Raw genomic sequence first — 24,778 nt, 5'->3', positions numbered from 1 at the left:
GAAAAGGTTTCCGAACCTTCAGGGATGGAGAATTATCACTATCTTGCTCCTTCACCAGTAAGGATCACCTTCATCGTTTTCAATAAAATTTTTATATCCAATAAGAAACTAATATGTTGAATATAAAAAAGGTCATATTGCAATTTCTCTTCAAATGATAAGTCATACCCTCCATTAACTTGCGCCAAACCTGTTAGGCCAGGCTTTACGATTAATCGATCAAAGTACCCCGCAATCTCTTTGTTTGAAATTGTATCTATAATCGGAATTGGCCGAGGCCCCACCATACTCATATCTCCAGTTAAAACATTAATCAGTTGGGGGAGTTCATCCAATCTCCTAGTACGTATGAATGCCCCAACTCGTGTAATTCTCGCATCGTTCTTTTGTGTGTATTGGGGACCGATTTTATCAGCATCTTTCAACATGGAACGAAATTTAAGAAGTTGAAAAGGTTTTCCCCACAAACCCACTCTTTCCTGTCTATAAAATGCAGGACCCGGTGAATCTAACTTGATTGCGATGACAACAAGAATCATGATTGGCAGTGTAAATAATATGCCTGAAATCGATAAAAAAAGATCAAATAACCTTTTTCCATATGGATAATAAATGGATGGTTTTCGCATGGGCTCTTTAATCATCTGTAAATTATTTAAAACATATTCTTGTGAATGTATATTTGTATTTTTTGAATATTTTTTGCATAATTGATTGTAATGCACGATCCTCACCCTCAATGTAATTTGGTTCACATTATTTTATTTTACTTGCCTTGGACTCGTTACGGTAATTGCCTAAAAGTCTAATGATAAATTAAAAATATTATAGGTGTTTTCCCATAAGAACCACAGTTAGTAAGAGCTTTTGTCACGAGCCTAATAACCCATCCTCATTTTTGAAAGTCGGTATAAACAGTTGTGTAAATTCAAAGATTGGATGATTTCCGTTCTTTTATTGCTCTGTATATTTTTCAATCACCAAGATCGTTGGTTATGTGTAAAATGTATTGATTAATGAACCAAGGGTGGGATTTTTGTGAGAGGTCGTTGGTGGAAAGTGTGGTTATCGCTCTTGTCTGTTTCCAGTCTGTTATTGATTTTGACCAGCTGTACTTCGAAAAAACCAGATTCAGTGAATTTCTCATTGGATGAACTATCTTTTACGAATTCCTTTTCTTATACGGCCTATGTGGAGCACGTAGTCGATGGAGATACGATACGCCTGGCTCAGCCAGTGTTAGGGACGAAGAAAGTTCGTTTGCTTTCAATTGATGCTCCTGAGACAGATTATTACAATATAGCTCAGAAATGGGGAAAAGAGGCCAGGATTTTTTTGGAAAAGCTATTACCATCCGGAACACGGGTTACGATCCGGACGGACCAAGTGGAAAAAGATAATGATGGTCAATTACTAGCCCATGTGTGGAAAGATGGACTGGATGTCAATAAGGAGATGTTAAGAGGAGGCTATGCTGTGACTCATTTCATTTGGCCCAATATCTCTCAGTTTAAAGCTTACCAATCAGCATATTTGGAAGCGAAAAAGGCGGGAAAAGGGATGTGGGATCCAACTAACCCCATTTCAGATTTGCCATTTGAATTTCGTATTCGTGTATCTGGTGAGGAGCAGGATCAATATATTGGGAATTTTGATGTGAAGAAGTACGTAGAACCTACGGAATATAAACAAATTCCTGTTGAAAAGCGTTTGTTTTTTTTCACTGAAGAAGATGCGAAAAAGGCAGGTTACTCCTCATGTGTAAACGCAGGAGATTCTTGAGTAATTCCTTCAACCGAAGAGAAAAGAGGGTTTAACACCATACCATCAAGCTGCTTCGGAACCAAAAACGTGGTGCAGGAACAACAAGTGCTAGAAAGAACATATCGATTTTAACTTTAATGGACCTATACGGAGTCTCTGCTTGTCAGTTTTGCAGTATGGATAATTGGAAAACATCTACTTTAGGGGGAAATCCGGTAGAATGTGCCTGATGAAGAAAAGGAATTATGGGTAACCAGAAATTCCATTTGGGCACAAACTTATAAGCCCCTTTATTTGTTTTTCCAGCGAGAGGGCTGATTTTCTAGAAGCTAACAAGGCTTTTGCTGACACAGTGAAAACTGTTGAAACTGGCTAGCTCGAGTTAATCGAATGCCAAGGAAAGAAGAACATCGGAAACCGGCGAGGGAGCGACCTCATGTCCGGTTTGATGAGGGGGAGCTGAAATGAGTAAGCGACCCAAAGGGGTAGCTGTCAAATTTCAGTTCTCTACTCTACAAACAAGAATCATTCCTTCACACAAACTACATATTTCTTTTCTATCATCAAAGTATAAGGGGGAAGGATATGCGATACAGAATATTGGTGATTGAGGATGATTTGGATATTCAAGAGCTCATTAAAGAGTTTTTGATGTCTCAGGATTATGAGGTAGATGTGGCCAGTGATGGAGCCGAAGGGATTCGGCTTTTTAAGCAGACCCGATATGACCTTGTTATATTGGATGTGATGCTTCCTAATATCGATGGACATCATGTATGCAAGATCATACGCAATCAATCGTCTACTCCTATTATCATGTTGACCGCTTTGGGAGAAGAAGCTGATCAGGTTAAAGGATTTGAATTAGGGGTTGATGATTATATTACAAAGCCTTTCTCATTTCACGTACTCATAAAACGAGTAGAAGCTGTTTTAAGAAGAGCTTATCCTTCCAGAACCTCACGGATTCTGCAATTTAAGGAAATTACGTTGGATTGTGACGGATACACTGTGTCTGTAGATGGTGAAAAAATTGATCTGACAACCAAAGAATTTGAGATTTTATATACATTTCTGGAAAATCAGGGGAAAGTATTAAGCCGGGAAGTATTACTGGACAAAGTTTGGGGATTTGATTATTACGGTGATGTAAGGGTTGTGGACACACATATAAAGAATTTGCGCAAAAAATTAAAAGTACCATACATTCGAACTGTAAAGGGGATTGGATATAAACTTGATGCATGATCTTAAACGGAGTATCACTTTTAAAATATTTCTGATCACAAGTGCATTATTGGCCCTGTCAGCCTGTTTCATTTATCTTCTATTCTATTTTTGGCTTCCTTCCTACTATTACAAATATAAAATTGATCACTTGAATGAGGGAGCCAATGAGTTGGTCACAGCCGTTAAACCGTTGTCTCTTTTTGAAGCCAAAGAGATACTCGACCGGTTTTCCCAAAAGCACAATATAAGCATGGCGATTTGGGATTTAGACGGAAACGTCGTTTATATCTCGCCTGCCTTTTTTCGTGTGATTAAAGGAGTGACATCCGTTGAGCCGGATCTGGACTCTGCGCTTTCGAGTGATACACTGGAAACGGTAAGTAAACCACGGATTTATACGATTCAAAAAACGATCCGGTTTCAAGGCGAGGAATATATTGCTACCATTCGAGCCACCTTGCAACCGATTGATGAAGTTTCCAACGTGATTTTTATGTTTATGCCATATATTGGTGCCATGATTTTACTTGTTTCCATTATTGGGGCTTCATTGTATGCCAAAGTGATCGCTCATCCACTGTTAAGGATCAACCAAATTGCCAAGCGGATGGCAAAATTGGATTTTTCGCGTAAATGTGAAACAGACTCTGAAGATGAAATCGGAGAACTTTCTCGTAGTTTAAATGAACTTTCATACAACCTGGAGAAGACGATGTCTGAACTGAAGAAGGCTAATGAACAATTAAAAGATGATATTCAAAAAGAACGGGAGATGGAAGCGAAAAGAAGAGAATTTATAGCAACCATTTCTCATGAACTGAAGTCTCCGATCACAGCGGTGAAAGGGCAATTGGAGGCAATGATTCACCGAATCGGAGTATACAGAGATCGGGATAAATATTTAAAGCGTTCTTTTGAAATCGTGCAAGATATGGAAAAGTTGGTCAATGAAATGGTTGAAATTTCCAAATTGGATATGGTTGATTTTTCTCCTCAACGAAAGCGTGTGAATTTATCACAAATGCTACAATCCATCATCAAAAATTTGGAGTATTTTAGTCAAGAAAAACATTTGGATTTAAAAAATGAAATCGAAGAAGAGATTTATGTATATGTTGATGAAAAGCTCATTCGGAAAGCCATATCCAATGTGATCAATAATGCCATGAAATATTCCAGGGAAGGAGCCCAGGTAATCACCAGGCTATATCCAGAAGGACAGGCAATTACTTTGGAAGTGTTAAATTCAGGAGTACATATCGAAGAAAAGGATCTGGTGAACCTTTTCAAACCATTTTACCGGGTTGAAAAGTCGCGCAATCGGAGTACAGGTGGAAGTGGATTGGGGCTGTTTATCGTCAAACGGATCCTGGAGGTGCATGGTGTTGATTATTCGTTAACGAATACAAAAGAAGGCGTCGTGTTTGTGATGCATTTTCCGCGAGAAGCCGACAGATGACAGCTTCTCTTTTTGTGCCTGGAACAAGGCGAAAAAGGATTTCTGATGTTAAAGGAGAGATTTATTCAGGTGCAATAGTGTCTTGTTTTTGCTCACACAATGTACAATTATGCTTCACGCGAACTTCACATGGAACATATACAATCAATTTAAGAAAGCTCGAGTTCTAGCTTGCTCTCTTCCGTTAGAGCCATTATCCAAAGGAGGGACTACCTTGGGATTTTATGACCAAACAGAACCTTCCAATTCGAAAAGACAGCCTTCTCCCATTCTGATTGCCATTGTTTCGGCAGTGATCGGAGGGTTGATTGTCCTTTTATTTACACCTGCTTTGGTTCGGAGTGGGGTCATTCCGCTTTCTGCTGATCAACCAGCACTCGCCGGTCCGACTGCGACTGTGAAGGTCAATTCAGACATTACCAAAGCAGTGGAAAAAGTCCGTCCTGCAGTAGTCGGGATTGAAAGCGTTCGAAAAACAGGCGATTTGTTTTCACGAGAAGAGAATCAATCCGGTTCAGGAATTATTTTTGAACGTCGAAACGGTAAAGCATTGGTTGTAACCAACCATCACGTAATTGAAAATGGTCGTGATATCAGGGTAACGATTTCAAATAATGATACACCGAAGACTGTTACGGCGAAAGTGTTAGGCTCTGATAAAATTACCGATCTGGCTGTATTGGAAATCGATGACAAGTATGTTACAGCAGTTGCTTCATTTGGTAACTCAGATGCGCTTAAAGCGGGGGAGCCAGCGATTGCGATCGGTAATCCATTGGGCCAGACATTTTCCCAATCCGTTACAGTCGGTGTAATCAGTTCACCCAAGCGAACATTCCAAGCAAATGAATATGTAGCGACAGATGTCATTCAAACCGATGCAGCGATTAGCCCTGGAAATAGTGGAGGGGCTCTGGTGAATGCAGCTGGGCAAGTGATTGGGATCAATACACTGAAGATTGCCGAACAGGGAGTAGAGGGATTGGGTTTTGCGATTCCAGTTAATTTGGCGCGTCCCATTATCCGTGATTTGATTAACAAAGGTCATGTTCCACGTCCCTATATTGGCGTATCTTTTCTTGGCGATTTATATCAATTTTCCGATTTCGAACGAGAGACATTAAAGTTGCCAGCAGATGTAGAAGATGGTGTGGTAGTGGGAAGCGTTCAGCCAGATTCACCGGCTGCCAAAGCACGTTTACAGCGCTTGGATGTAATTGTTGCCATCAATGGAAACCCCGTACAAACCGTTGTCGATTTTCGAAGCTATCTCTACAGTAAAACCAAAATTGGCGACAAGATCACGATTACTTTTTATCGGGATGGCAAAAAACAAACGGCCGATTTGACATTGACAGAGGCCCCCGCTAGCTTGCTCAAGTAAGGTTTAACCTTTGGGGTTGGCAAATCCTTTGTGTTTCAATTCATAAGAAAGACCCACTTACTTTGATTCGAGTAAGTGGGTCTTATTATGTTTGATGAATGCGGTGGAAAAAGGTAGATGAATATTATTTGATCTTTATTTGATCCTGATTTTCTGATTCATTTCCACAATCCACTTGATTGGTAACAGATACATTATTTGCTCTGAATTTAATGATCGGTTGATTATAGACAATGTTTGAGGTTTTTTGCCCAATAAAGCGTCCCAAACCGTCTCCAACAATTCCTCCCAATATGGAACCAATGGCTGTCCCGATTCCCGGACAAGCCATTGTGCCCAAGACAGCACCATATTCGATTCCGAGAGCTACCCCGACAGCACTGGATATATTTTCAGCTGTGTGTACAGCATATTCACCCCGATCGATTTTTCCGTGTTTCAATGCAACCGTATCTTTAATTTGAGACAATACGCCTGTTATGATGCCTGCCCATACCGATCCAGAGTTTAATTTTAGTTTTTTCACGTTGTACCCCCAGATTTATCAGAATCTTCTTTGGATAGATTAGAACGATCCTGCTTTGTCTGTTCCTGTTTCGGACTCTGATCGGTTTCTAGGGAATGGAATTCTTCTGGATGGGCATTATTTTCCTTTTTCTTCAGCTCAGGCTCCCAAGTGGAAAAATCAAATTGATAATTTTCCTGGTTATGGATCATTTTTTGATTGGGTTGCGTCATTTTTTCAGATAGACCCATGATCGCGGAGGTTCCTTTTACTGCCAATTGACGTAACTTTTTTCTTACAGTTGGAGAAGAAATGAGGGCAATGGCTCCGGCAGCTACCATCCAGCCCAGTGAGGATTTTTTTCCAAGCCATTTGCTTAGTTTCATGTCAAGGTGCTTAAAAAGCACTTCCTCCCTTCCTTCTGGGGATTCATACTATAAAATCAGTATTAGTTAGTCCAGCTTGAAATATGCAAATGAAAAATAAAACATGGCTCAATAAGTTTTTAAAAATGGTATAAACACACCACCGTCAACTCAAAATAGAGTTATCAGTAAGATGTCAGGTGATCAATTTGAGATATAGAGATCGTTTCATACGAGTGTATCCAGGATGGATCCGTACAGAAGTGCATGGATTACAAGAAAATAAACAGATGGCTGAACGGTTAACCCTTCATCTTTTAGAGATACCGGGAGTCCATCACGTACAGGCATGTACGATTACAGGACGTGTACGCATTCAATTTGATCCGCAACAAACAAACGCCAAGCAGGTCTGCGAAAGTATTTATGATGTGGAAAAAATGCAGGATGAATGGATCAAGAGCTCACAGGAAGCCGCTGTAACCGAAGAGGAAACTGTAACCAAAGAGGAAAAAGAAGTGGAAGTTCAGGATGTTTCCTTAGAGGTACCAGAAGAATTCCAGCAGGTATTGGATCGACCCAGTCCATCATCGATCCCGTTAGGATTGGCAGTTACTGCAGGTGGTTTAACTTTTTTAGGAGCCAAGCAACTGATTTATGGCAAATCGGCTTTGGCCAGGCATCCTGCTTTGTTTGCGATGTCCGGGATTGTCTCTGTGATAACGGGATATCCTTTTTTACGCCGGGGATTCAGGCAATTAAGCCAAAACAGGCGATTTAACAGTGATCTGATATTGGGAACAGCTGCCATTGGTCTCGGACTTATGCGAGAAAATCTGCTTGTATTGGCAGGGTTGAGCATTTTGCAATATATACAGTGGAAAAGAGACCAGTTGGAGCAAGCAGATGGTTTCGTGAATGAATTGGAAGAACGATATCTTTCTCCAGCAATACGAAAATATAGTGAAAAAATAGGCAAATGGGCTTTTCCATTGGCAGGGGTTGCTTGGGCAGTAACCAGAGATCCGCTGTGTGGATTGGCAGTTCTGCTTGCTGCGAATCCTCGCCCGACGATTGTACCTGCGATTGCTGCATGGAAACAGGCAGAAACGGAAGTGCTACAAAAAGGTGGTTGGATTCCCAAAAACGGGAGTTTGGCACAATTGGCCCGAACCAAAACGCTTTTGGTTGAGGACACAGCGCAATTATTCAAACCATCCTACCGTGATTTGCAGTTGTTGACCAATGAGGAAGATCCAGAGCAAATATGGACGGTTGCTGCTTCTTTGCTGGAAAAGACGAAACATCCATGGAAAGACTATATCTATGCAAGAGCAAAACAGTCTAAGCGAACCATCCGTACTGCTTTTTCTGTCAAACCCGAATCTGGAGGAATCTCGGGAGAAATCAATCATGTTTCATATTACTTCGGCAATCTAGCCTATCTGCAAAAACATCGATTGTCAGTTGATCCATATTTACTTAAATTAAAACGGATGCAGAAAAATCGAACCGAAGCCTACTGTTTGGTTAAGAAAAATGGAAATCAAACAGAATGCCTTGGTGTAATATTTCAGGAAAATAATCCACCGATCCGATCTTTTCTTAGCTTGCGAAAGAAATTAAAAGATTGCGGCTGGAATATCGCTATTTTAAATAACAGCCTGGATATGGAAACGGAAGTTCTTGAAAGCTATTCCATTGATACAAGTTGGCTTTACATCAATGATGAAGGGAAAGAAAAATGGATTGCCCAGCTTCGGGAGCGTGGGGAAGAGGTATTGCTTCTCACACAGGACGGGAACGGTTCTGCCATTCCTGTTGTACGAACAGATCAACTAAAGCAACTTCCCGACTACATCCAACTCTCCCATGAGATTGATCAGCGTGTTCATCAGCAATTTAAGATGACGAAGCTTTTTAATGGAACAGCATTAGCACTTGCCATTCCGTTTCGTGTGAGTGCGATGATGATTAATTTACTTGCCGATGCTTTGTCGTTGGTATTTTTGTCACGACTGAAGGAAACAAAGATTCCAACTCCATGGCTAAATCAAGCCGCTTTGGAAACAGCAGCTGCTGTACAGGAAAAAGCGGAGTGCCCATGTTGGCATGCGTTATCTCCGCAGGAAGTAGTGACCTATTTTTCTGTTGATGAGCAGGCAGGTTTGGATGAGCAAAAAATACAGTATTTACGTCAAACCTTTGGTTGGAATCAGTTAGACCAGAAGGAAACTTCCCGATGGTGGAAGACATATCTTAAGCAGTTCAAAGAATTTACGACCTTACTTTTACTGAGCACAACGCTTCTGTCTTTTTTTACAGGAGACGTATTTAATGGCATTGCGATTGGTACGATTCTTTTGGCCAATGCCGCAGTTGGAGCGATCCAGGAACAAAAAGCAGAAAAAGTAGTGGAAGCGTTAAATCGATATCAAGCACCTATGTGCAGAGTGATTCGAAATGGCAAGGAACAGATCATCAATGGAAAAGAACTGGTGCCAGGGGATCTTGTATGTTTGGAAGCGGGAGATCGTGTGCCTGCAGATATCCGTTTACTCCAGTCATATCAGCTGGAAGTGGACGAATCCATGCTAACAGGCGAATCCCTTCCTGTAGTGAAATTATCTGAACCAGTAACGGAAGACTCTCCGCTTGCAGAGCGTAACAACATGGTGTTTAAAGGAACATGTGTAAGTAGAGGTAAAGGGATCGGTATTGTTGTCGCTACAGGTATGAGGACAGAGATGGGAAAAATGCTGGCACTGATGGAAGGGGATTCGAACGAATCCACGCCTCTGCAAAAAGAAGTCACTCACATTAGCAAGATTTTTGTCAAAGGTGCTCTTGCTGTTGCCATTGCCATTTTGGGAATCGGACTCATCCGAGGACATACGTTTAGCAGTATGATTGCGACATCGATTACGCTAGCCGCTTCTGCGATTCCAGAGGGATTGCCTGTAACCGTAACAATTGCCCTTAGTGCAGGAATCTTTCGGATGGCGAAAAAAGGAGCCTTGATTCGCAAGCTTTCTGCTTTGGAGACGCTCGGAAGAGTTTCTGTCATTTGTACAGATAAAACAGGCACATTAACGCAAAATGAAATGACGGTTCTTGCCGCAGCGACGATAAACAAGCAGTGGAGAGTTACAGGTCAGGGATACAGTCCGAATGGTTCTCTGATCAGTGACGAAAAAGAATCGCAAGGTCAGAAACAGGACCTGGAACAGCTCGTCAAAATTGCTTCGTTATGCAACAATGCGACCTTGTTGGAAGAAGAAGGGAAATGGAAGGTTCAAGGTGATCCAACAGAGGGAGCCCTGCTTGCCTTTATTCAGAAAACGGGTTTGGCAACCCATGATCAGGAAAAATGGAAGCGTGTTCATGAAATTCCATTTGACTCTGCAAAGGGCCAAATGAGTGTAGTTTGTCAGGAAGGGGAGTCTAACTGTTATCTATTAACAAAAGGATCTGTTGAATCGATTTTAAGTGTATGTCGATTTGTACAAATGGATGGACAGGTCATACCGATGACAGAAGAACATCAGAAACATATCCTGAAGCTGAATGAAAAATGGGCCAAAAAAGCCATGAGAGTGCTGGCCTTTGCTTATCGTCCTGTTGAATGGAATGGTGACTGTACCGAAATCGAGCAACAGTCCATCTTTGTGGGCATGGTGGGGATGATGGATCCGCCTAAGCCGGATGTGAAGGAAAGCATTCAGGAAGCCCATCGCTTGGGTGTACGTGTTGTCATGATTACAGGTGATCACCCTATTACAGCCGGAGCCATTGCCGAGGAAGTAGGGATCGGTCAGCAACCCGTCATCATGACAGGCCAGGAATTGGACCAGCTATCAGATGAAGAACTATCAACTCGAATTGATCAGGTCTCTGTGTTTGCTCGAGTCACACCTGAACATAAACTTCGCATCGTTCGGGCCTATCAAAGATGCAAACATATTGTAGCAATGACGGGAGATGGTGTGAATGATACACCAGCTGTCAAACAAGCCGATATCGGCATTGCCATGGGGCAAACGGGGACCGAAGTAACCAAGGAAGCAGCTGATATGGTCCTTCAGTATGATCACTTCTCTTCGATTGTGGAAGGGGTGAAAGAAGGGAGAACGATCATATCGAACATCCGTAAAGCCGTTGGATGTTTATTGACAGGAAACCTGGCTGAAATCATTGTCACGGGTACAGCTGTGATCGCAGGGATGCCTGTTCCGTTAATCCCGATTCATGTACTGCTAATGAATCTCATCACAGATGCAGTGCCTGCCATGGTGTTGGCGATGAATCCAGGAAATAAAACAAAGCAGACTCGTTTGAAAAAAATAGCGGATCGTGAATTGTTTACGAAAGTAGGAATTCGTGGTGCAATGCTTGGATTGGGTTCACTCGGATTATTTGTTGCTAGCCGGATTGGCGGAGCCAGTTTACCAGTAGCCCAAACCACTGCTTTTGCTACATTGGTTTGTGGACAGCTCATGCAAGTATTCTCCTGGCGTCAAGAAGGATCCGATGAGAAGTTGAAGGATTGGGCCAAAGATCGTTTACTCGTTGGAGCGATGGGTATTTCACTCCTGGCTCTCCTTGGGGCGATCTATATACCAGGACTGTCCAGCTTTTTCAGAACGGCTCCACTTGGCTTCAATCACTGGTTACAAGTGTTCCTTGTTTCTGGATTGGCAACGATGGGGTCAAAACCGATTCAATGGCTAGTCCATTCAAAGGAAAAACAACCGCATTTACATGAAGCTGAAGTAAATGCTTTTGCAGCTTAAAAAGGAGTGACTGATCAATGAAAGTACAGGCGGAAAAATGGCTTGTGACTGCGGCGATTGCAGTATCTTTACCTGTGTTGGTTCCTGTTTTGCGAAAAACACTGAAGCCGTTAGCCAGGCAGGGTAGCAATCTGGTGAAGCAAACGTGCAAACAGATCCAAATTGTCACAGTGAAAGCAAAACAGGAGTTAGAAGACATATGGCTGGAGGCAAAATACGAACGTATGCAGAAAAATAACCGGCGATTTCCGCATACATTTGTCGATTAATCGAGAAGGAGCGAAAAAATGGATCGAGATTCACTGATTGAACAGCACTTGAAACAAGCATTTTATCATTTGAAAATGGCAGTAAATGAAAGTGCCCAGGAATTGTCACAGCATAAAGAGTCCAAACAACGATTGGGAGCGATGTGGGAAGCGTTTTTAAAACAGTTCTATCAATATATTCGGGAGCAAGAAAAAGAACATCGGATTAGCCTGTTGGATTTTGCCAAGATGTTCAGTTTGAGAAAATGGTTTTTTTAAAAATGCTGTTTACAAACCCGGTTTTCCTTTTCCAGTTGAACGACTTCTTGCTCGTTTTTATAGAGCGGGAGTGAAACGGAAAAGGAAAACCGGCATATAACGGATATTTTGTCAACAAGCTGGAACCCACTTCTATGAAAAAGTAGAAGTGGGTTTTTTATTAAAGTGAAAAACGGTATTGGAAGGTATAACAGTCAGCCCGGTCAACCATTAGACAGATCTGAAGGAGACGGCCCCTGTAATCATATACTTTTCGGGTGATCCGGACGACAGGAATATTTGCGTTTTTGGGCATTTGCAGTTCATCGATATCACTGGGTGAAGCCAATGATGAAACTAATGTTTCTTCACAGTCAGTTGGATGATATCCAAGGGATTTCAAAGAAGAATAAATCATGGCATCAGGTTTGGACAAACGGCTTTTCAAACGCTCTAAAGGTAAAAGATTCGGGAAATAAGATCGTGTCACAGCGATCACCATGTCATCCCGTGTTTGCCGCGTGTGGTAGAACAGTATAGGGGGCTGCATTTCCTTTTGGATCACTTCAGGCAATTCCTCTGTTTCTTGCAGAATTTTTAGCTGAAGAGTGATTTCTTTCCCGGAATCTCCATGTTCCTTAATAAAATCTCCACTGCGCTTGACACGGTAAGGGAGATGACGGACTGTACGTTTTTTGGTTGTATTCTCAGCGGAATAGACAAGTCCTTCTCGAATTAAAGCGTTCACGGCATTTTGAACGGTTGCGGCATGAGCATTGAACTCTTTCATGAGCTCGAAGTTAGTTGGAAATGCTTGTCCAGGCTTTAATTCACCGCGGAGTATTCTGTCTCTCAATTGATGATAAATATCTTGCCATTTATTTCTGACCACTTTTCAGAAACTCCTCCACAGTTATTGGTATGGGTATTTCTTCAATAATGAAGTGGGTTATCCACAAAAACGGCCATCCTCAATCGTTTGGATAAATTTAGTCTAAACGAAAACAAAAAAAAATTAAAGTTTGGTATTGTCAAACTTATGATATAGATATAGACTATGAATTGGAATAAATTTACTATTATGCTATTTTATACTTTTTAGGATCTATATCTAGATTGAACTAAAGCTGTGATCATTTGATTTGGGGATTTTTCCTGTCCACAAATTCAATCTGGAAAGGGTGTTCTATCTGGACAGAGAAACGGTAGGGAAACCGGGGCTTTATGACGTTGTTCGCATTGTTCTTGTTTCAGTAGAGGGAAAAGAAATTGAATTCACTCTATGCAGTGCTACAATCGTGAAAGAGAATGATTCAATGATCACGATTGCTGGCAAGTACGATGATCCAAATCCCAATCGCTTACAAGACGTCGAATTTAAACGTTAGATCAGTTGTCAAGGATGATCGCTCCACTTGTAAAGAAAATGTTAAAGATGATAACCACTTCTACCTTGCAGGTAAGTGGGTTATTTTACTAGTATCGGAAGTAGAACAGAATTTGACATGAAACCGGCAGAAACGCTATATTCTTATTTTAGGATTTATTTGATGGTCAATTTATTGTAAAGAACAAAGGGGATTCAGATGAATAAAAAATGGATGATCATCATTCCAGCCAGTTTGCTGATGCTGTTTATTATTTTTTTTCCACCTGAGGTTGTCTGGAATCATTCATCGGATCAAACCCGTACTGTTTTTCAACAGAATCCGAAACAAGCGCAAACCACATTAACAAGGAACGGAATCACTTACCAGAGTCTTAGTTACTTACAAAAGCAATGGAATCTGGATACAGATATTAATGAAATCGATGGGAAAATTATCCTTGTCCATGGCAAGAAGCGCTTGACTCTTTTTCAAGAGATGCCTGTATTAAATGTAAATGGCAGGTTTGTACCTCTTTCGAGAGGGCCTATTAAAGAAAACAATGAATTTTGGCTGGCAAACGAAGCGATTCGACAGATAGAAAAAGAATTAAAAGATACAAGGACATCGACTCGTATTCCTGCTGTTGCTTTACAGCGCGTTCCAGTCCATGAACTTGTCGATTATCTCTCATTTTTAAAAAATCCGATCAGAGGAGCGCATGTAAGCACAAGAGATTCCCAACTGCCTGGGGCTCCGCGACCCTATCGTAATGGCGTTCACGAGGGAATTGACTGGTACGGATATACAACCGGGGTCAAAATGACAACCAAAACCCCTGTGCTATCCATGGCAGATGGAATTATCGTTCGTGCAGACCATAATTATAAGGAAATGACAGAGTCTGAGCGTAACCAATTGCTCAAAAAAGCAGCGGAGCTTGGTCAGACACCGGAGTATATTCTGGATAAGCTACGGGGACGATCAGTTTGGGTCCAATATGATAAGGGAATTTTGGCACGCTATGTGCATTTGGACCGGATTTCCAAGAAAATCAAGGTCGGCGAAAAGGTAAAAACCGGGCAGCTCATTGGTTATGTCGGAAACTCCGGAACCAGTGATGGAGTGTTGGGAAATAATGAAGGTCTCCATTTGCATTTGGATATTTTTATCTATGGTGAATGGTTCTGGAGATACTACACGATGAATGAGAGACGAATCATCTTGGAAAAAGTGTTTCATCCAGAAGAAAAAAAGTGAATGAAAAAGAAGATGAAAAAAAGCCAGCCCTTACTCAGTAATCAGGGGAGTAAGGGCTCTTTTCTTGTATGTATCTTGATATTTTATGATAAAATGATAGAAGTTTCACTGGTTCGGCTTAAGAATTGTAAAAGAAATTGAATATGACATTTATTTTTCCTTTATAGAACTGGTTTATGATAAAAAGAAAATACCAAAGGAAATTTGCGAATCAACGGAGGTTGGGCAAAATGAAAAGCTTGGTTGCCTGGCTGATTCGGTATGATGGAACACTCGTCTCGTATTTTAATCGCCATTGGAAATGTCGCCTGCTGGATATACTGATGCCAAGGATTACCCATCTGGGCGGAGCCACTGCGACCATTACCTTTTTGTTTAGTTGGTTGATTTTTAGCCCATATGAATTGAAGATGTGGGCAGTAGAAGGTTTTGTTGCACTTGTTAGCAGTCATTTGGTTGTACAGCTGTTCAAGAACTTTTTGCCTCGGCTTCGCCCATATTTAAAGAATACGGAATTATATACATTCCCTGATCCCTTGACTGATTATTCCTTTCCTTCCGGACATACTACGGCTGCATTTTCAGTAGCAACCACGTTTGTTTTGCATGCTTCTATTTTTATTTATATTTTTTTACCAATCGCTTTTCTTGTAGGCTTCTCCAGAATGTATCTGGCTCTGCACTACCCGTCAGATGTGTTGATCGGCAGTTGTTTGGGGAGTGGCTTTGCAGCACTTACAGTATATGTTTTTCAGTTTTTAAGTTAAGAACGAGATATGGAATGTGATTCATGATGAGGTAGGTATAATGTCTGCTTTTGTTATATATAGCAGAGAGCTGCCTACCTTTTATATTGGTGGTCAAAGTGATGGGAATAGGTATAACATCCATGCTGGAGGGGAAGATGAAATTACAATTTTGGCAGGAAATAGTCATGTGTGGTGGAAAAACATATAACATTCTGACCCCTACATTTGACTTGGCAGGGATCTATATCGGAGAATATCAAAGGGCTGATTATATGTTATTTGCAAATGGCAGTCAACTGCGTAAACTGGCTGCTTTGTTTCATTTGATAGGAACTTTTCGTCAATCGATCTTATATCTTCCTTTGAAGAAAAATGGAGTGACAAAATATATAGCCAACTGGTTTTGGGATTCAAAAGGGAACGATTTGTTATTATTTCATCATTCTATTCAATTGAATATTCACATTTGGAAACAATTGAGAAATAAAGTTTCACAAAAAGGGAGTTGTATTTCGATTGAAATCAATGAGGAGCAGTACCTGAATTTACCACGGAAAGAGTATGATTCGTTTCAATTCCGAGAAAATAAGGATTGCCTGCTCATAAAAAGAAAATTTGACACGATCTTTCTGATTGGCAGTAGAAAAGTATTTACCTATATGTCAGGGTGTTTGCTTCCTTTAGCGAAAGAGGGGGCAGCATACTTTAAAAAATATGGAGGCCATGATCACATTCATATGGATTTGTTTTTGTGTCAGAAATCAGGTCAATTTTGCATCGATTTTTATGATGAAAAACTTTGGAGTACGAAATATGGTGAATAATAGAGAATCATTTTTATTCGCTCCTGATCTTTTTCATGAGTCAACAATGATAAAATTACAAAATAATGAAAGAAGGGAGAGACTGTTGACAAACCCGGTTTTCCTTTTCCAGTTGAACGACTTCTTGCTCGTTTTTATAGAGCGGGAGTGAAACGGAAAAGGAAAACCGGCATATAACAGAAACTTTGTCAACAAGCTGAAGGGAGTTATTGATACTCCCTTCCAGATTGTCGACCATGGCTTGGTTTGGGTTATAAAAGGAATCCGGGATTGTTGCATATAACGAGAACTTTGTCAATAAGCTGGAACCCCTATGTTTGTCATGTTTATTTTCGTGGATTAAAGTACATAATTCGACCATTTAGCATATGTAATTCAGCCTGTAGCTGTTTGGCAAGAAAACGGGAATACTCGTTGGCTTTGGCACAATCACCATGTGTGGCACGATCAGGTAAAACGAGTTGAATATAGTGAATGCCAGTTTCCTTCTCTTGTCCAACGCCCAGAAGAAGGTAATAATATTGAGAAGGCTCTTTTCCTTTGAGCAGTAGATAGCGAATCCCATTTTGTTCTTTTTCTTCTACCGTATAAGGAAAAGCAGCTTGCTGATAATCCCAGCCCAATTGTTTCCCCGTAAGAGCAGTCATTTCCTGGTAGTAATCCAATAACTTTCTGATGTCTTCCAATGTTATTTCTTTTTGTTTGGAACCGTCAACCAATTTGATGTAAGCGCTTTTGCTCAAATCACTTCTCCCCTTACCGAACATTCTTATCCTCATATTAGCATTTCGAGAAATGTTGTCAAATACACAGTTTTGTCAATTGTCACTCGATGTGGATTGTGATACACTTTTCCTTAACAAAGAATGAGGGGATGAATCCTGATGCGCAAAGCGGATCTACTCGATGAGCTCCGCTCAGAAATCGGGGTTGTGTCAGATAAGTGCAAAGGCGAAATCGATGTATTATACCGATTTGTATGCCAAATTTTATATGAAAAAGTATCTGCTTACCAATTTGTTTCCATTTATTTGGTGAAACAAAACTGTTTCTACTGCCATACCTTTCAAGGTTCCAGTACACTTCCTCGCATCATCCCCTTTGGTGAAGGACTGTTGAGTGTGGCAGCGATGCATGCTGGAGTGATGGTCGAACGTGTGGGTTCGACGGTTCAAGCTGTTGCTCCTTTTTATTGTGGTCACCATCTGGTTGGCGAGTTGGTCATTTTGAGTTCGCCCAATGAAAAATTGGATGACGAGGATATTTCCCTGTTTCATGAACTGGCTTCTTTGTTTGAACGAAAAGTGAAAGAAAGTTATTTTTAACTTATATGTTTGACTTAGTAAAAAATCGGGTAAAGTAGATAAAATGAAAGGGTTTTTTATTTGGTAAATAAAATAATCATGGGGTTTTATTCCAATTCATATTAAAATATTCGAAAAATAATAACGGGGAGGAGATAAGATGAGCCACGAAAGATTATATGATGAATCAGAACAAGCTAGAGTGCGCTTTGTAGGTTTTGTATCTGATTTGGGCCGTTATGATTTCGGAATCGTATATACCCATATGTTTTTTGGTAAACCGTTAGTCATTTGCATGCAAACGGGCCGCTCCTCGTTACTGTCCATAGAAGACGTTGATGATTTGGAGTACCTGAAGGATAATTTTAATTTGAAATCGCTTAAAGAGGCAGAGGAATTGGCTGTGTTTTTGCGAGCAAACTTGCCATCTACTTTGTTGGATGCAGAAGCGGAGCATTGATAAGGGCAAATCCAAGGTGATTTGCTCTTTTTTTTTGCCTTTATAGCGAATAAAATAACACATTGACATAATTAGTATGTCTTATTATACTAAAGTCAGATGAATAAATCGGAACATAATGTCATTATTGATATATTCTTTTTATGGAACGGGAGGTAAATATGGTGGAAATTATCGTATGCCAACATTGTGAAGAAGTGATTGATTATGTTCAAAGCCATAAAGTAGGTACCCTTTATGGAACTTGCCCGGATTGTGACGAAGAAGAAAGTGAGTAATAGACCGATCATCCATTAAATAAAAGCCACATCAACAACATTTGCTGTTGGTGTGGCTTTTCTATTTAAGCAACTGCCTCTTTTTGCGAATATGTGTTCTGTATCCTGAGCCAATCTGATGATTGTAACAGGGAAGGGCCAGACAAAAAAATCAGCCTCTTTGTCGATAGAGGCTGATTTTTATCGAATCACTTTTACCATTTCCAGAGTAGGATCTTCTGTTCCTTGGACGGGAAGTCCTGCTTCAATATGCTCTAAAATGTATTGAATATTGGTTGGGGTGATCCGCTCTCCTGGTTGCAAAACGGGTATGCCTGGTGGATAGATCATGATAAATTCAGCGATGATCCGACCGGCAGCTTCTTTCAATGGAACAGAAATGGTTTCACTATAAAACGCATCGCGCGGTGACAAGGCTAACTCAGGGATTTCCGGGAGGCGTGTAGGAATTTCCAGTTTTTGTTCGGGTGAATAAAAATGCTTGGATAAATCACGTAAACCATGAATGAGTGCATCGACTGTATCTTTGCTGTCTCCAGGTGTAATCAGACAGAGAATATTATATAGGTCACTGAGTTCCACTTCGATATTATGATACTGACGAAGCCATTTTTCTGCATCATATCCAGTGATCCCCAAATGCTTGAGATGAATCGTTAATTTGGTTTCATCTAAATCGTAAAGGGCATCGTGGTCTAGCCATTCCCTTCCCATACATATGAGCCCTGGAATCTCATTGATCTGTTTGCGAGCATAATCGGCTAATTGGAGTGTTTTATCAATCATTATTTTTCCTTCTGTAGCAAGGTAACGTCGCGCTGCATCAAGGGATGCCAACAACAAATAGGAAGTGGAAGTTGTTGTCAACATACTGATAATCGATTGTACACGATGAGGGTTTACCAGTCCCTCTTTGACATTTAATACAGAGCTCTGTGTTAGCGAACCTCCCAGTTTATGCACGCTGGTCGCAGCCATGTCTGCACCCGCGTCCATTGCCGAAAGAGGAAGTCGCTCATGAAAATGAGTGTGAACGCCGTGGGCTTCATCGACCAAAACCGGTATTTGATAGCGATGAACCCGTTCGACGATATCTTTTAAATTGGCTGCGATCCCATAGTAAGTGGGATTAATCACTAATACCGCTTTTGCGTCCGGATGTTTTTGCAAGGCTTTTTCGACTTCGCATGCAGTAACTCCATGGGCAATTCCCAGTTTTTCGTCCATTTTTGGATGGACAAAAACAGGGTGAGCGCCCGCTAGAATAATGGCGGAAAGTACCGATTTGTGTACGTTTCGTGGAACAATGATTTTATCTCCAGGTGAGCAAACAGACATAACCATGGTCATAATGGCACCGCTTGTCCCTTGCACAGAAAAGAAGGTATGATCCGCACCGAATGCTTCAGCAGCCAGTTCTTGTGCTTCTTTGATCATACCGTGTGGATGATGCAGATCATCTAATGGCTCGATATTGATCAAATCGATCGACAGGGCATTAGGACCGATGAAATCGCGAAATTCGGGATCCATTCCGTGTCCTTTTTTATGTCCGGGAATATGAAATTGATAAGGATTTTTTTTGGCATGTTCTTTCAGTTTCGTAAAGAGTGGAGTTGTATATTGTTTTGCATTCATTGGTCCCCGCCTGCCTTTTAATTAATTTGCACGACGGATAGTATAGCAGAAAGTGAAGCAGAACAAAAGAAAAAAATACGGTATTTTTATACGAAATGGGAAGTGTTTTTGGAAAGTTGTCGATAGAACTTGGTGAATAAAGTATAATAACGGCGTATAAATATAAAAGCTGATGGAAGTGAATTTCCATCAGCTACATGAAGGCCAGTTGATAAAGGGGATATAGGGATTTGTACGTTGCCTCCATACGCTGAACGAGTTCTCGGCCGTTTAGGTGAACAGCTTCGTCTTTTGGGATAACAGCCCCGCAAAGAAACTCTGCTTTTTTTACTCTTTCCAGTCGTTCCAAAATCTGTTGAACTGCCTCTGTCGATAAATCCCGGATGGCAGTCATTTCTGGACGGGTATGGTCCAAAGAAAGGTAAAAATGGCGTGGAATGTTGGGCCAAATTTCATCCATCTGTTGTAGTAAATGACGGGCAAAGGTCTTCTTTTTATCACATTCATAAATCAGTGCAAACCAAATAAAGAGGTGGGTATTTCGTAAGCCCAATTGAAAATGCGGGTGAGCTTTATATCCCCGTTTATGGGGCGCCCAAGCTACCCAAGTCTCGTCAGGAGGATGAACAGTACGTCGGGCGTGTTTGGCAATATGTATGTAAACAGGTTCTTGAAGCAGGGTGGTTAGAAAAGGTTGGATTTCCTGACCAATTGCTGCAAATTTGGGCTGGATTTGCTCTCTTAAAGCCTGCATACGCGCTTCCAAACCATCAATCTGGAAAACAGCGAAATCAGATTCTGTAAAACCAGGTATCGTCATATATACACCGTCCTATTCCAGTGGATTGATTATATCTTATCATAGAAAAAGCGTGATAAAAAATTGGATAAAGCACCGTGTCTTTTAGTTTTTCATTAACGTACACTATTCTAGAACTTGAATAATTTGGTTTGTAGGTTTATTTCTTGAAATTAGGGGGCATCCTGTATCCAGGTTGTTCATTTCCTTTATTTAGCATCGAAGGATGATTTGTATGATGAAAAGGAGTGCTGCGATGGTAACCATGGAAGATGTCATTAAAGCTTTCCGATGCAGAGCCCCTGAGGAACGTATTCCCGTTCTACGACTTGAACTCGATTATGAGCTCGCCTTGTTATATGAAGCGATGATGGAAAATAGCGTTGCCAAGATGAGCGAGTCTAAAAAAAGATTAGAAAAAATACGCAGAGAAATGTTAATTTTAGAAGCATTGTGATTATTACGTGAAAGGGCGTTTCCCTAAGAATCTAAAGGGTTTATAGCATTTTTTGTCGAATTTTTAACGTATGCTCTATTAGAGCATACGTTAAATTTTTATGAAAAATCCGAGGGATTAACTATAGGGAGGCGTATGCATGGATTGGAAGATTACAAAAGAGTCCTTAAGTTCGCTGGCTGTTGATGCAATCGTTGTGTTTCATTCAAAAGAGCGTGAGTTTATACACCGGGATGCTAGAGAAATCGATAGAGCATGGAAGTACCAAATTTCCAAACAGATAGCAGAGGATGAAATAACAGGGAGACTTGGTGAAGTGAAGGTATTGCACAATGAGGAGAGAATTCCTTCACCTCGTGTATTGATGACAGGGCTTGGAAATTTGGAACGTATCAATCTTTCTCGACTGAGAAACGCAGTAGCAATCGCAGCACGAAAAGCGAAAACGATGGGACTCAAACAGTTGGGTGTAAGCTGTCCTTCCTATATGGTTAAACGGTATAACTCGGTAGACGTAGTACAAGCGATTGTTGAGGGAATTGAGTTAGGAACATACCGATATCATACTGATCCAACAGAGGAACAGGAAAAGAAATTGGAAACGATTTGGCTTTCTACTCGGGATATTTCAGATAAAGCGGTGGAAATTGGGGTGGAGCGTGGACGAATCTTTGCTCAAGCGACGAATCTGGCCCGCTATTTAACCCAGGAACCAGCTAACCGTTTAAATCCTGAATCCTTGGCAGATTATGCGGAAAAAATCACAGAAAAAAGGAAATTATCCATTCAGATACTGGAAAAGCAAGAACTGGAAAGAAGGGGCTTGCATGCCTTGGCTGCGTTTTCCAAAGGAAGTGCCTATGAACCGCGAATGATTGTTTTATCCTATCAAGGGGCTCCTGATAGTCATGAAGTGTTGGGTTTGGTAGGAAAAGGAGTCACATTTAACAATGGGGGATTCCATATACAAAAAGGTCATCATCTTTTGCCACGTCTTCTGCATATGGATATGGCTGGAGCAGCAGCCGTTTTGGGGGCAATGGATGCCATTAGTTTATTAGAACCCCATTGCAATGTGATTGCTGTGATACCGGCATGTGAAAATATGTTGGATGAACATGTCCATGTTCTAGGCGATACCATTCAAACATTTGGCGGAAAGACCGTGGAAATTGTGCATACCGATACAGATGGACGTTTGGTATTGGCTGAAGGTTTGGTTTATGCCAAGTATCTGGGAGCAACCAAGCTGGTAGATGTCGCGACTTTGACCAGCACTGTGCATAATACTTTTGGGCATGAAGCATCGGCGATGATGACCAATGATCCGGAATGGGGCAAAGAATTGCTACGAGCTTCACAAATTGCAGGCGAACGTATTTATGAATTGCCTATGTATGAGGAGTATGAAGAACTGCTGGAAAGTGAAGTGGCAGATCTCAAAAATTTCGGGGGTTGGGAAGCGAATAGCATTCAAGGTGGAATCTTTTTAAAGCACTTTGTTAATGAAACACCTTGGGTTCATATTGATATAACTGGAACAGCCATAAGTCCAAAAGAGAAAGGGGTTTTTGTCCAAGGAGCGACAGGTTCCACTGTACGAACCCTGATTCAGTTGGCCATGCATGCATGCTAATCAAACTAAGACAAAGGTGAAAAAATGAATGTTGTGCAAAATGTCGCCCATCGTGGTTTCTCGGCCAAGGCTCCGGAAAACACCTTAGCCGCTTTTGAATGGGCAATCAAAGCGAAAGCAGATGGAATTGAATTGGATGTGCATTTAACACTGGATGGCGAAGTGGTCGTGATCCATGATGAGACCCTCGAGCGAACAACCAATGGCAAAGGGTGGATCAAAGACCTCACTTTGACAGAGCTTAAGCAGGTTAGTAGTGGGAAATGGTTTGCCGATGAGTTTCAGGCAGAAAGGATTCCTGTCTTAAGCGAAGTATTGGAGCTAATTAGTGGATCGGATCTATGGCTTAATATTGAACTGAAAAATCATATCGTGATGTATCCGGGGTTAGAAGAAGCGGTTATCCGTGAAGTAGAACGATTTGGCATGGAAAATCGTGTAGTTCTTTCCTCATTTAACCATTATAGTTTGGTTCATATTCAACGCTATCGTCCTAAACTGTCGCTAGGTGCTCTTTATGATGGTCACTTATACCAGCCGTGGCTATATGCCAAAGCTCTTGGCGTTTCGGCGATTCACCCTTTTTATACGGCGGCAACTGAAGAAGTTGTCACCCATTGTCATCAGCATGGCATTCTGGTTCGCCCATATACAGTGGATCAGATCGAGGAGATGAAACGGTTAATGGAAATCAAAGTGGATGCCATTATTACCAATGTCCCGGACCAGCTTAACCAGTTATTGGATCGAGCTGTGATGGATGTTGGATAGGTTGCATTCAATTGTTTCAAAATGATATGATGGAAGAGCGCCTGAGTTGGCGCTTTTTTCTTATGTGAAGGAAAGGTGATTGGAATGAAAATCGGATGTCATGTCAGTGTAGCGAAAGGTTTTTTTCATGCGGCGAAACGTGCTCATGAGTTAAAAGCGGAATCGTTCCAGGTTTTCACGAAGAATCCGCGGGGGCTGCGCCCGAAAAAACTGGATCTGCATGATGCGGAAAAGGGAAAAAGCTATTGCGAAGAACATGGGATTGCGTTAGTGGCCCATACTCCATATATTACCAATCTGTCTACACCTAAAGAAGATTTGCATGAAGTGACGATTCGCTCCATTAAAGAAGATTTGCAAATTGCTGAGGCATATGGTGCGGTAGGTGCAGTGGTTCATTGCGGAAAGCATGTGGGCAAAGGTGAAGAATATGGAAGAAAACGGATGATCGAGACTTTAAATCTGATCCTGAAGGATTATCAGGGAAGCACAAAGCTATTGCTGGAAAATACAGCAGGGCAAGGCAGTGAACTGGGTTTAACGATTCGGGAATTGGCCGAAATCCGTGAAGCCACCGATTATCCTGAAAAAATAGGTTTTTGTTTTGATACCTGCCATGGATTTGCAGCGGGCGCATGGTCATATGAGACTTTTTCGCAGCTAATTGCTGAAATGAAAGAAACAGGGTACTTGAATCATTTGATAGCGATCCATTTTAATGATAGTAAAGCCCCTTTTAATAGCCGAAAAGATCGGCATGAAAAAATAGGAAAAGGTGAAATTGGTGCTGAAGCTCTTTCTCTCTTCCTGACATGTGAGGACTTTGAGGGATTGCCAATTATCCTGGAAACGCCTGTTGAAGATGAAAGTGAGTATGCAGAGGAGATTGTGTATTTGCATCAGTTACGCCAGGGATCTTAAAAGAGGGGGGAACGAAGATGTTTGATTGGATTAACGAATTGCCAGGGTACATCAGATACCTCATTATTTTGGTTTTGGCAGGCATTATTTATCAAACAGCATTTGCGCGGCGATTACCATTATTAAAAACCATTGCCGTTTATATTGCACTTGCGGTGGGTTGTTGGCTTTTACTCATATTTCAGATTATGCGGTTTCCGATCATTGAAGCGATGCTGATTACGATTGTGTTGATTATTGTGACACGATTGCGGTTAATGGTAGGGAAGCCCAAGCAAAGCAAACAGGATTGAAGGAATGAATCCTGA

The 24,778-nt window shown here is 41.2% G+C and carries 26 protein-coding genes; 19 read left to right on the top strand and 7 right to left on the bottom strand.

What is annotated here, in order from left to right; all coding sequences use genetic code 11:
• Positions 1–38: 38 nt before the first annotated feature.
• The gene (locus BMZ78_RS05985; protein WP_245739754.1) at positions 39–725 is read right to left on the bottom strand and encodes a sugar transferase; all 687 of its coding nucleotides are present in this window, start codon (positions 723–725) and stop codon (positions 39–41) included.
• Between the two features lie 313 nt (positions 726–1,038).
• Here BMZ78_RS05985 and BMZ78_RS05980 point away from each other — a divergent pair, with 313 nt between their 5' ends.
• From BMZ78_RS05980 to BMZ78_RS05965, 4 genes are all read left to right on the top strand, one after another.
• Complete coding sequence (locus BMZ78_RS05980) at positions 1,039–1,782, top strand: thermonuclease family protein (protein WP_245739753.1); 744 nt, start codon at positions 1,039–1,041, stop codon at positions 1,780–1,782.
• Between the two features lie 567 nt (positions 1,783–2,349).
• Positions 2,350–3,012: a response regulator transcription factor gene (locus BMZ78_RS05975; protein ID WP_093228808.1), complete on the top strand. Its 663-nt coding sequence runs from the start codon at positions 2,350–2,352 to the stop codon at positions 3,010–3,012.
• Positions 3,005–4,453: a sensor histidine kinase gene (locus BMZ78_RS05970; protein WP_093228806.1), complete on the top strand. Its 1,449-nt coding sequence runs from the start codon at positions 3,005–3,007 to the stop codon at positions 4,451–4,453. The genes BMZ78_RS05975 and BMZ78_RS05970 overlap by 8 nt, the downstream gene beginning before the upstream one ends.
• 214 nt (positions 4,454–4,667) lie before the next feature.
• Positions 4,668–5,837: a S1C family serine protease gene (locus tag BMZ78_RS05965; RefSeq protein WP_245739752.1), complete on the top strand. Its 1,170-nt coding sequence runs from the start codon at positions 4,668–4,670 to the stop codon at positions 5,835–5,837.
• 124 nt (positions 5,838–5,961) lie between these two features.
• On the opposite strand, the gene BMZ78_RS05960 is transcribed toward BMZ78_RS05965, so the two are convergent.
• Together BMZ78_RS05960 and BMZ78_RS05955 are read right to left on the bottom strand one after the other, a co-directional pair.
• Entirely contained in the window at positions 5,962–6,363 is a 402-nt protein-coding gene (locus BMZ78_RS05960; RefSeq protein ID WP_093228805.1) for a hypothetical protein, read from the bottom strand.
• Positions 6,360–6,749 (bottom strand): hypothetical protein, encoded by a 390-nt coding sequence (locus BMZ78_RS05955; RefSeq protein ID WP_093228803.1) that lies wholly within the window; start codon positions 6,747–6,749, stop codon positions 6,360–6,362. Before BMZ78_RS05955 ends, BMZ78_RS05960 begins: the two co-directional genes overlap by 4 nt.
• A 158-nt stretch (positions 6,750–6,907) precedes the next feature.
• On the opposite strand from BMZ78_RS05955, the gene BMZ78_RS05950 reads away from it, so the two are divergent.
• From BMZ78_RS05950 to BMZ78_RS05940, 3 genes are read left to right on the top strand one after another with little or no spacing between them, the layout of a single operon-like run.
• Positions 6,908–11,500 (top strand): HAD-IC family P-type ATPase, encoded by a 4,593-nt coding sequence (locus BMZ78_RS05950; RefSeq protein WP_245739751.1) that lies wholly within the window; start codon positions 6,908–6,910, stop codon positions 11,498–11,500.
• A gap of 17 nt (positions 11,501–11,517) precedes the next feature.
• On the top strand, positions 11,518–11,769 hold the full coding sequence (locus tag BMZ78_RS05945) for a hypothetical protein (RefSeq protein WP_093228802.1): 252 nt from the start codon (positions 11,518–11,520) through the stop codon (positions 11,767–11,769).
• Positions 11,770–11,787: 18 nt separating this feature from the next.
• Entirely contained in the window at positions 11,788–12,027 is a 240-nt protein-coding gene (locus tag BMZ78_RS05940) for a hypothetical protein (protein ID WP_093228800.1), read from the top strand.
• A 160-nt stretch (positions 12,028–12,187) separates the two neighbouring features.
• Here the strand turns inward: BMZ78_RS05940 and BMZ78_RS05935 are convergent, their stop codons facing one another.
• Positions 12,188–12,898, bottom strand: a complete 711-nt coding sequence (locus BMZ78_RS05935; protein WP_093228799.1) for a GntR family transcriptional regulator — start codon at positions 12,896–12,898, stop codon at positions 12,188–12,190.
• Positions 12,899–13,187: 289 nt separating this feature from the next.
• On the opposite strand from BMZ78_RS05935, the gene BMZ78_RS05930 reads away from it, so the two are divergent.
• From BMZ78_RS05930 to BMZ78_RS05915, 4 genes are all read left to right on the top strand, one after another.
• The gene (locus BMZ78_RS05930) at positions 13,188–13,394 is read left to right on the top strand and encodes a hypothetical protein (protein WP_139203274.1); all 207 of its coding nucleotides are present in this window, start codon (positions 13,188–13,190) and stop codon (positions 13,392–13,394) included.
• A gap of 198 nt (positions 13,395–13,592) precedes the next feature.
• On the top strand, positions 13,593–14,633 hold the full coding sequence (locus BMZ78_RS19345; RefSeq protein ID WP_093228796.1) for a M23 family metallopeptidase: 1,041 nt from the start codon (positions 13,593–13,595) through the stop codon (positions 14,631–14,633).
• A 230-nt stretch (positions 14,634–14,863) separates the two neighbouring features.
• A complete protein-coding gene (locus BMZ78_RS05920; protein ID WP_175482323.1) occupies positions 14,864–15,400 on the top strand; it encodes a phosphatase PAP2 family protein in 537 nt (178 codons plus the stop codon).
• 137 nt (positions 15,401–15,537) lie between these two features.
• Positions 15,538–16,206: a hypothetical protein gene (locus BMZ78_RS05915; protein ID WP_139203273.1), complete on the top strand. Its 669-nt coding sequence runs from the start codon at positions 15,538–15,540 to the stop codon at positions 16,204–16,206.
• A 326-nt stretch (positions 16,207–16,532) separates the two neighbouring features.
• Here BMZ78_RS05915 and BMZ78_RS05910 read toward each other — a convergent pair whose 3' ends face one another.
• Positions 16,533–16,949, bottom strand: a complete 417-nt coding sequence (locus BMZ78_RS05910) for a DUF1885 family protein (protein ID WP_245739750.1) — start codon at positions 16,947–16,949, stop codon at positions 16,533–16,535.
• Between the two features lie 141 nt (positions 16,950–17,090).
• Between BMZ78_RS05910 and BMZ78_RS05905 the strand changes: the two genes are divergently transcribed.
• The 3 genes from BMZ78_RS05905 to BMZ78_RS05895 all read left to right on the top strand — a co-directional run bounded on the left by BMZ78_RS05905 (position 17,091) and on the right by BMZ78_RS05895 (position 18,248).
• Positions 17,091–17,531 carry a hypothetical protein gene (locus BMZ78_RS05905; RefSeq protein ID WP_093228789.1) on the top strand — a complete coding sequence of 147 codons (441 nt, stop codon included), beginning with the start codon at positions 17,091–17,093 and terminating at the stop codon, positions 17,529–17,531.
• Between the two features lie 139 nt (positions 17,532–17,670).
• Positions 17,671–17,970 carry a DUF3055 domain-containing protein gene (locus BMZ78_RS05900; protein ID WP_093228788.1) on the top strand — a complete coding sequence of 100 codons (300 nt, stop codon included), beginning with the start codon at positions 17,671–17,673 and terminating at the stop codon, positions 17,968–17,970.
• A gap of 161 nt (positions 17,971–18,131) precedes the next feature.
• The gene (locus BMZ78_RS05895; protein ID WP_341849624.1) at positions 18,132–18,248 is read left to right on the top strand and encodes a GapA-binding peptide SR1P; all 117 of its coding nucleotides are present in this window, start codon (positions 18,132–18,134) and stop codon (positions 18,246–18,248) included.
• A 180-nt stretch (positions 18,249–18,428) separates the two neighbouring features.
• Here BMZ78_RS05895 and BMZ78_RS05890 read toward each other — a convergent pair whose 3' ends face one another.
• Both BMZ78_RS05890 and BMZ78_RS05885 read right to left on the bottom strand, forming a co-directional pair.
• Entirely contained in the window at positions 18,429–19,886 is a 1,458-nt protein-coding gene (locus BMZ78_RS05890) for an aminotransferase class I/II-fold pyridoxal phosphate-dependent enzyme (RefSeq protein ID WP_093228785.1), read from the bottom strand.
• A 193-nt stretch (positions 19,887–20,079) separates the two neighbouring features.
• The gene (locus tag BMZ78_RS05885; protein WP_093228783.1) at positions 20,080–20,706 is read right to left on the bottom strand and encodes a YktB family protein; all 627 of its coding nucleotides are present in this window, start codon (positions 20,704–20,706) and stop codon (positions 20,080–20,082) included.
• Positions 20,707–20,920: 214 nt separating this feature from the next.
• Between BMZ78_RS05885 and BMZ78_RS05880 the strand changes: the two genes are divergently transcribed.
• The 5 genes from BMZ78_RS05880 to BMZ78_RS05860 all read left to right on the top strand — a co-directional run bounded on the left by BMZ78_RS05880 (position 20,921) and on the right by BMZ78_RS05860 (position 24,763).
• On the top strand, positions 20,921–21,142 hold the full coding sequence (locus BMZ78_RS05880; protein ID WP_245739749.1) for a hypothetical protein: 222 nt from the start codon (positions 20,921–20,923) through the stop codon (positions 21,140–21,142).
• A gap of 139 nt (positions 21,143–21,281) precedes the next feature.
• A complete protein-coding gene (locus BMZ78_RS05875; protein ID WP_093228782.1) occupies positions 21,282–22,778 on the top strand; it encodes a leucyl aminopeptidase family protein in 1,497 nt (498 codons plus the stop codon).
• Positions 22,779–22,802: 24 nt separating this feature from the next.
• Entirely contained in the window at positions 22,803–23,549 is a 747-nt protein-coding gene (locus BMZ78_RS05870) for a glycerophosphodiester phosphodiesterase (protein WP_093228780.1), read from the top strand.
• Between the two features lie 84 nt (positions 23,550–23,633).
• On the top strand, positions 23,634–24,470 hold the full coding sequence (locus BMZ78_RS05865; protein WP_093228779.1) for a deoxyribonuclease IV: 837 nt from the start codon (positions 23,634–23,636) through the stop codon (positions 24,468–24,470).
• A gap of 17 nt (positions 24,471–24,487) precedes the next feature.
• Positions 24,488–24,763, top strand: a complete 276-nt coding sequence (locus BMZ78_RS05860; protein ID WP_093228777.1) for a YlaH-like family protein — start codon at positions 24,488–24,490, stop codon at positions 24,761–24,763.
• Positions 24,764–24,778: the final 15 nt, after the last annotated feature.

Origin of the sequence: Thermoflavimicrobium dichotomicum, from assembly GCF_900114055.1 — a bacterium.
GTDB classification, from domain to species: domain Bacteria; phylum Bacillota; class Bacilli; order Thermoactinomycetales; family Thermoactinomycetaceae; genus Thermoflavimicrobium; species Thermoflavimicrobium dichotomicum.
This window is presented reverse-complemented; position numbering and strand designations above follow the sequence as displayed.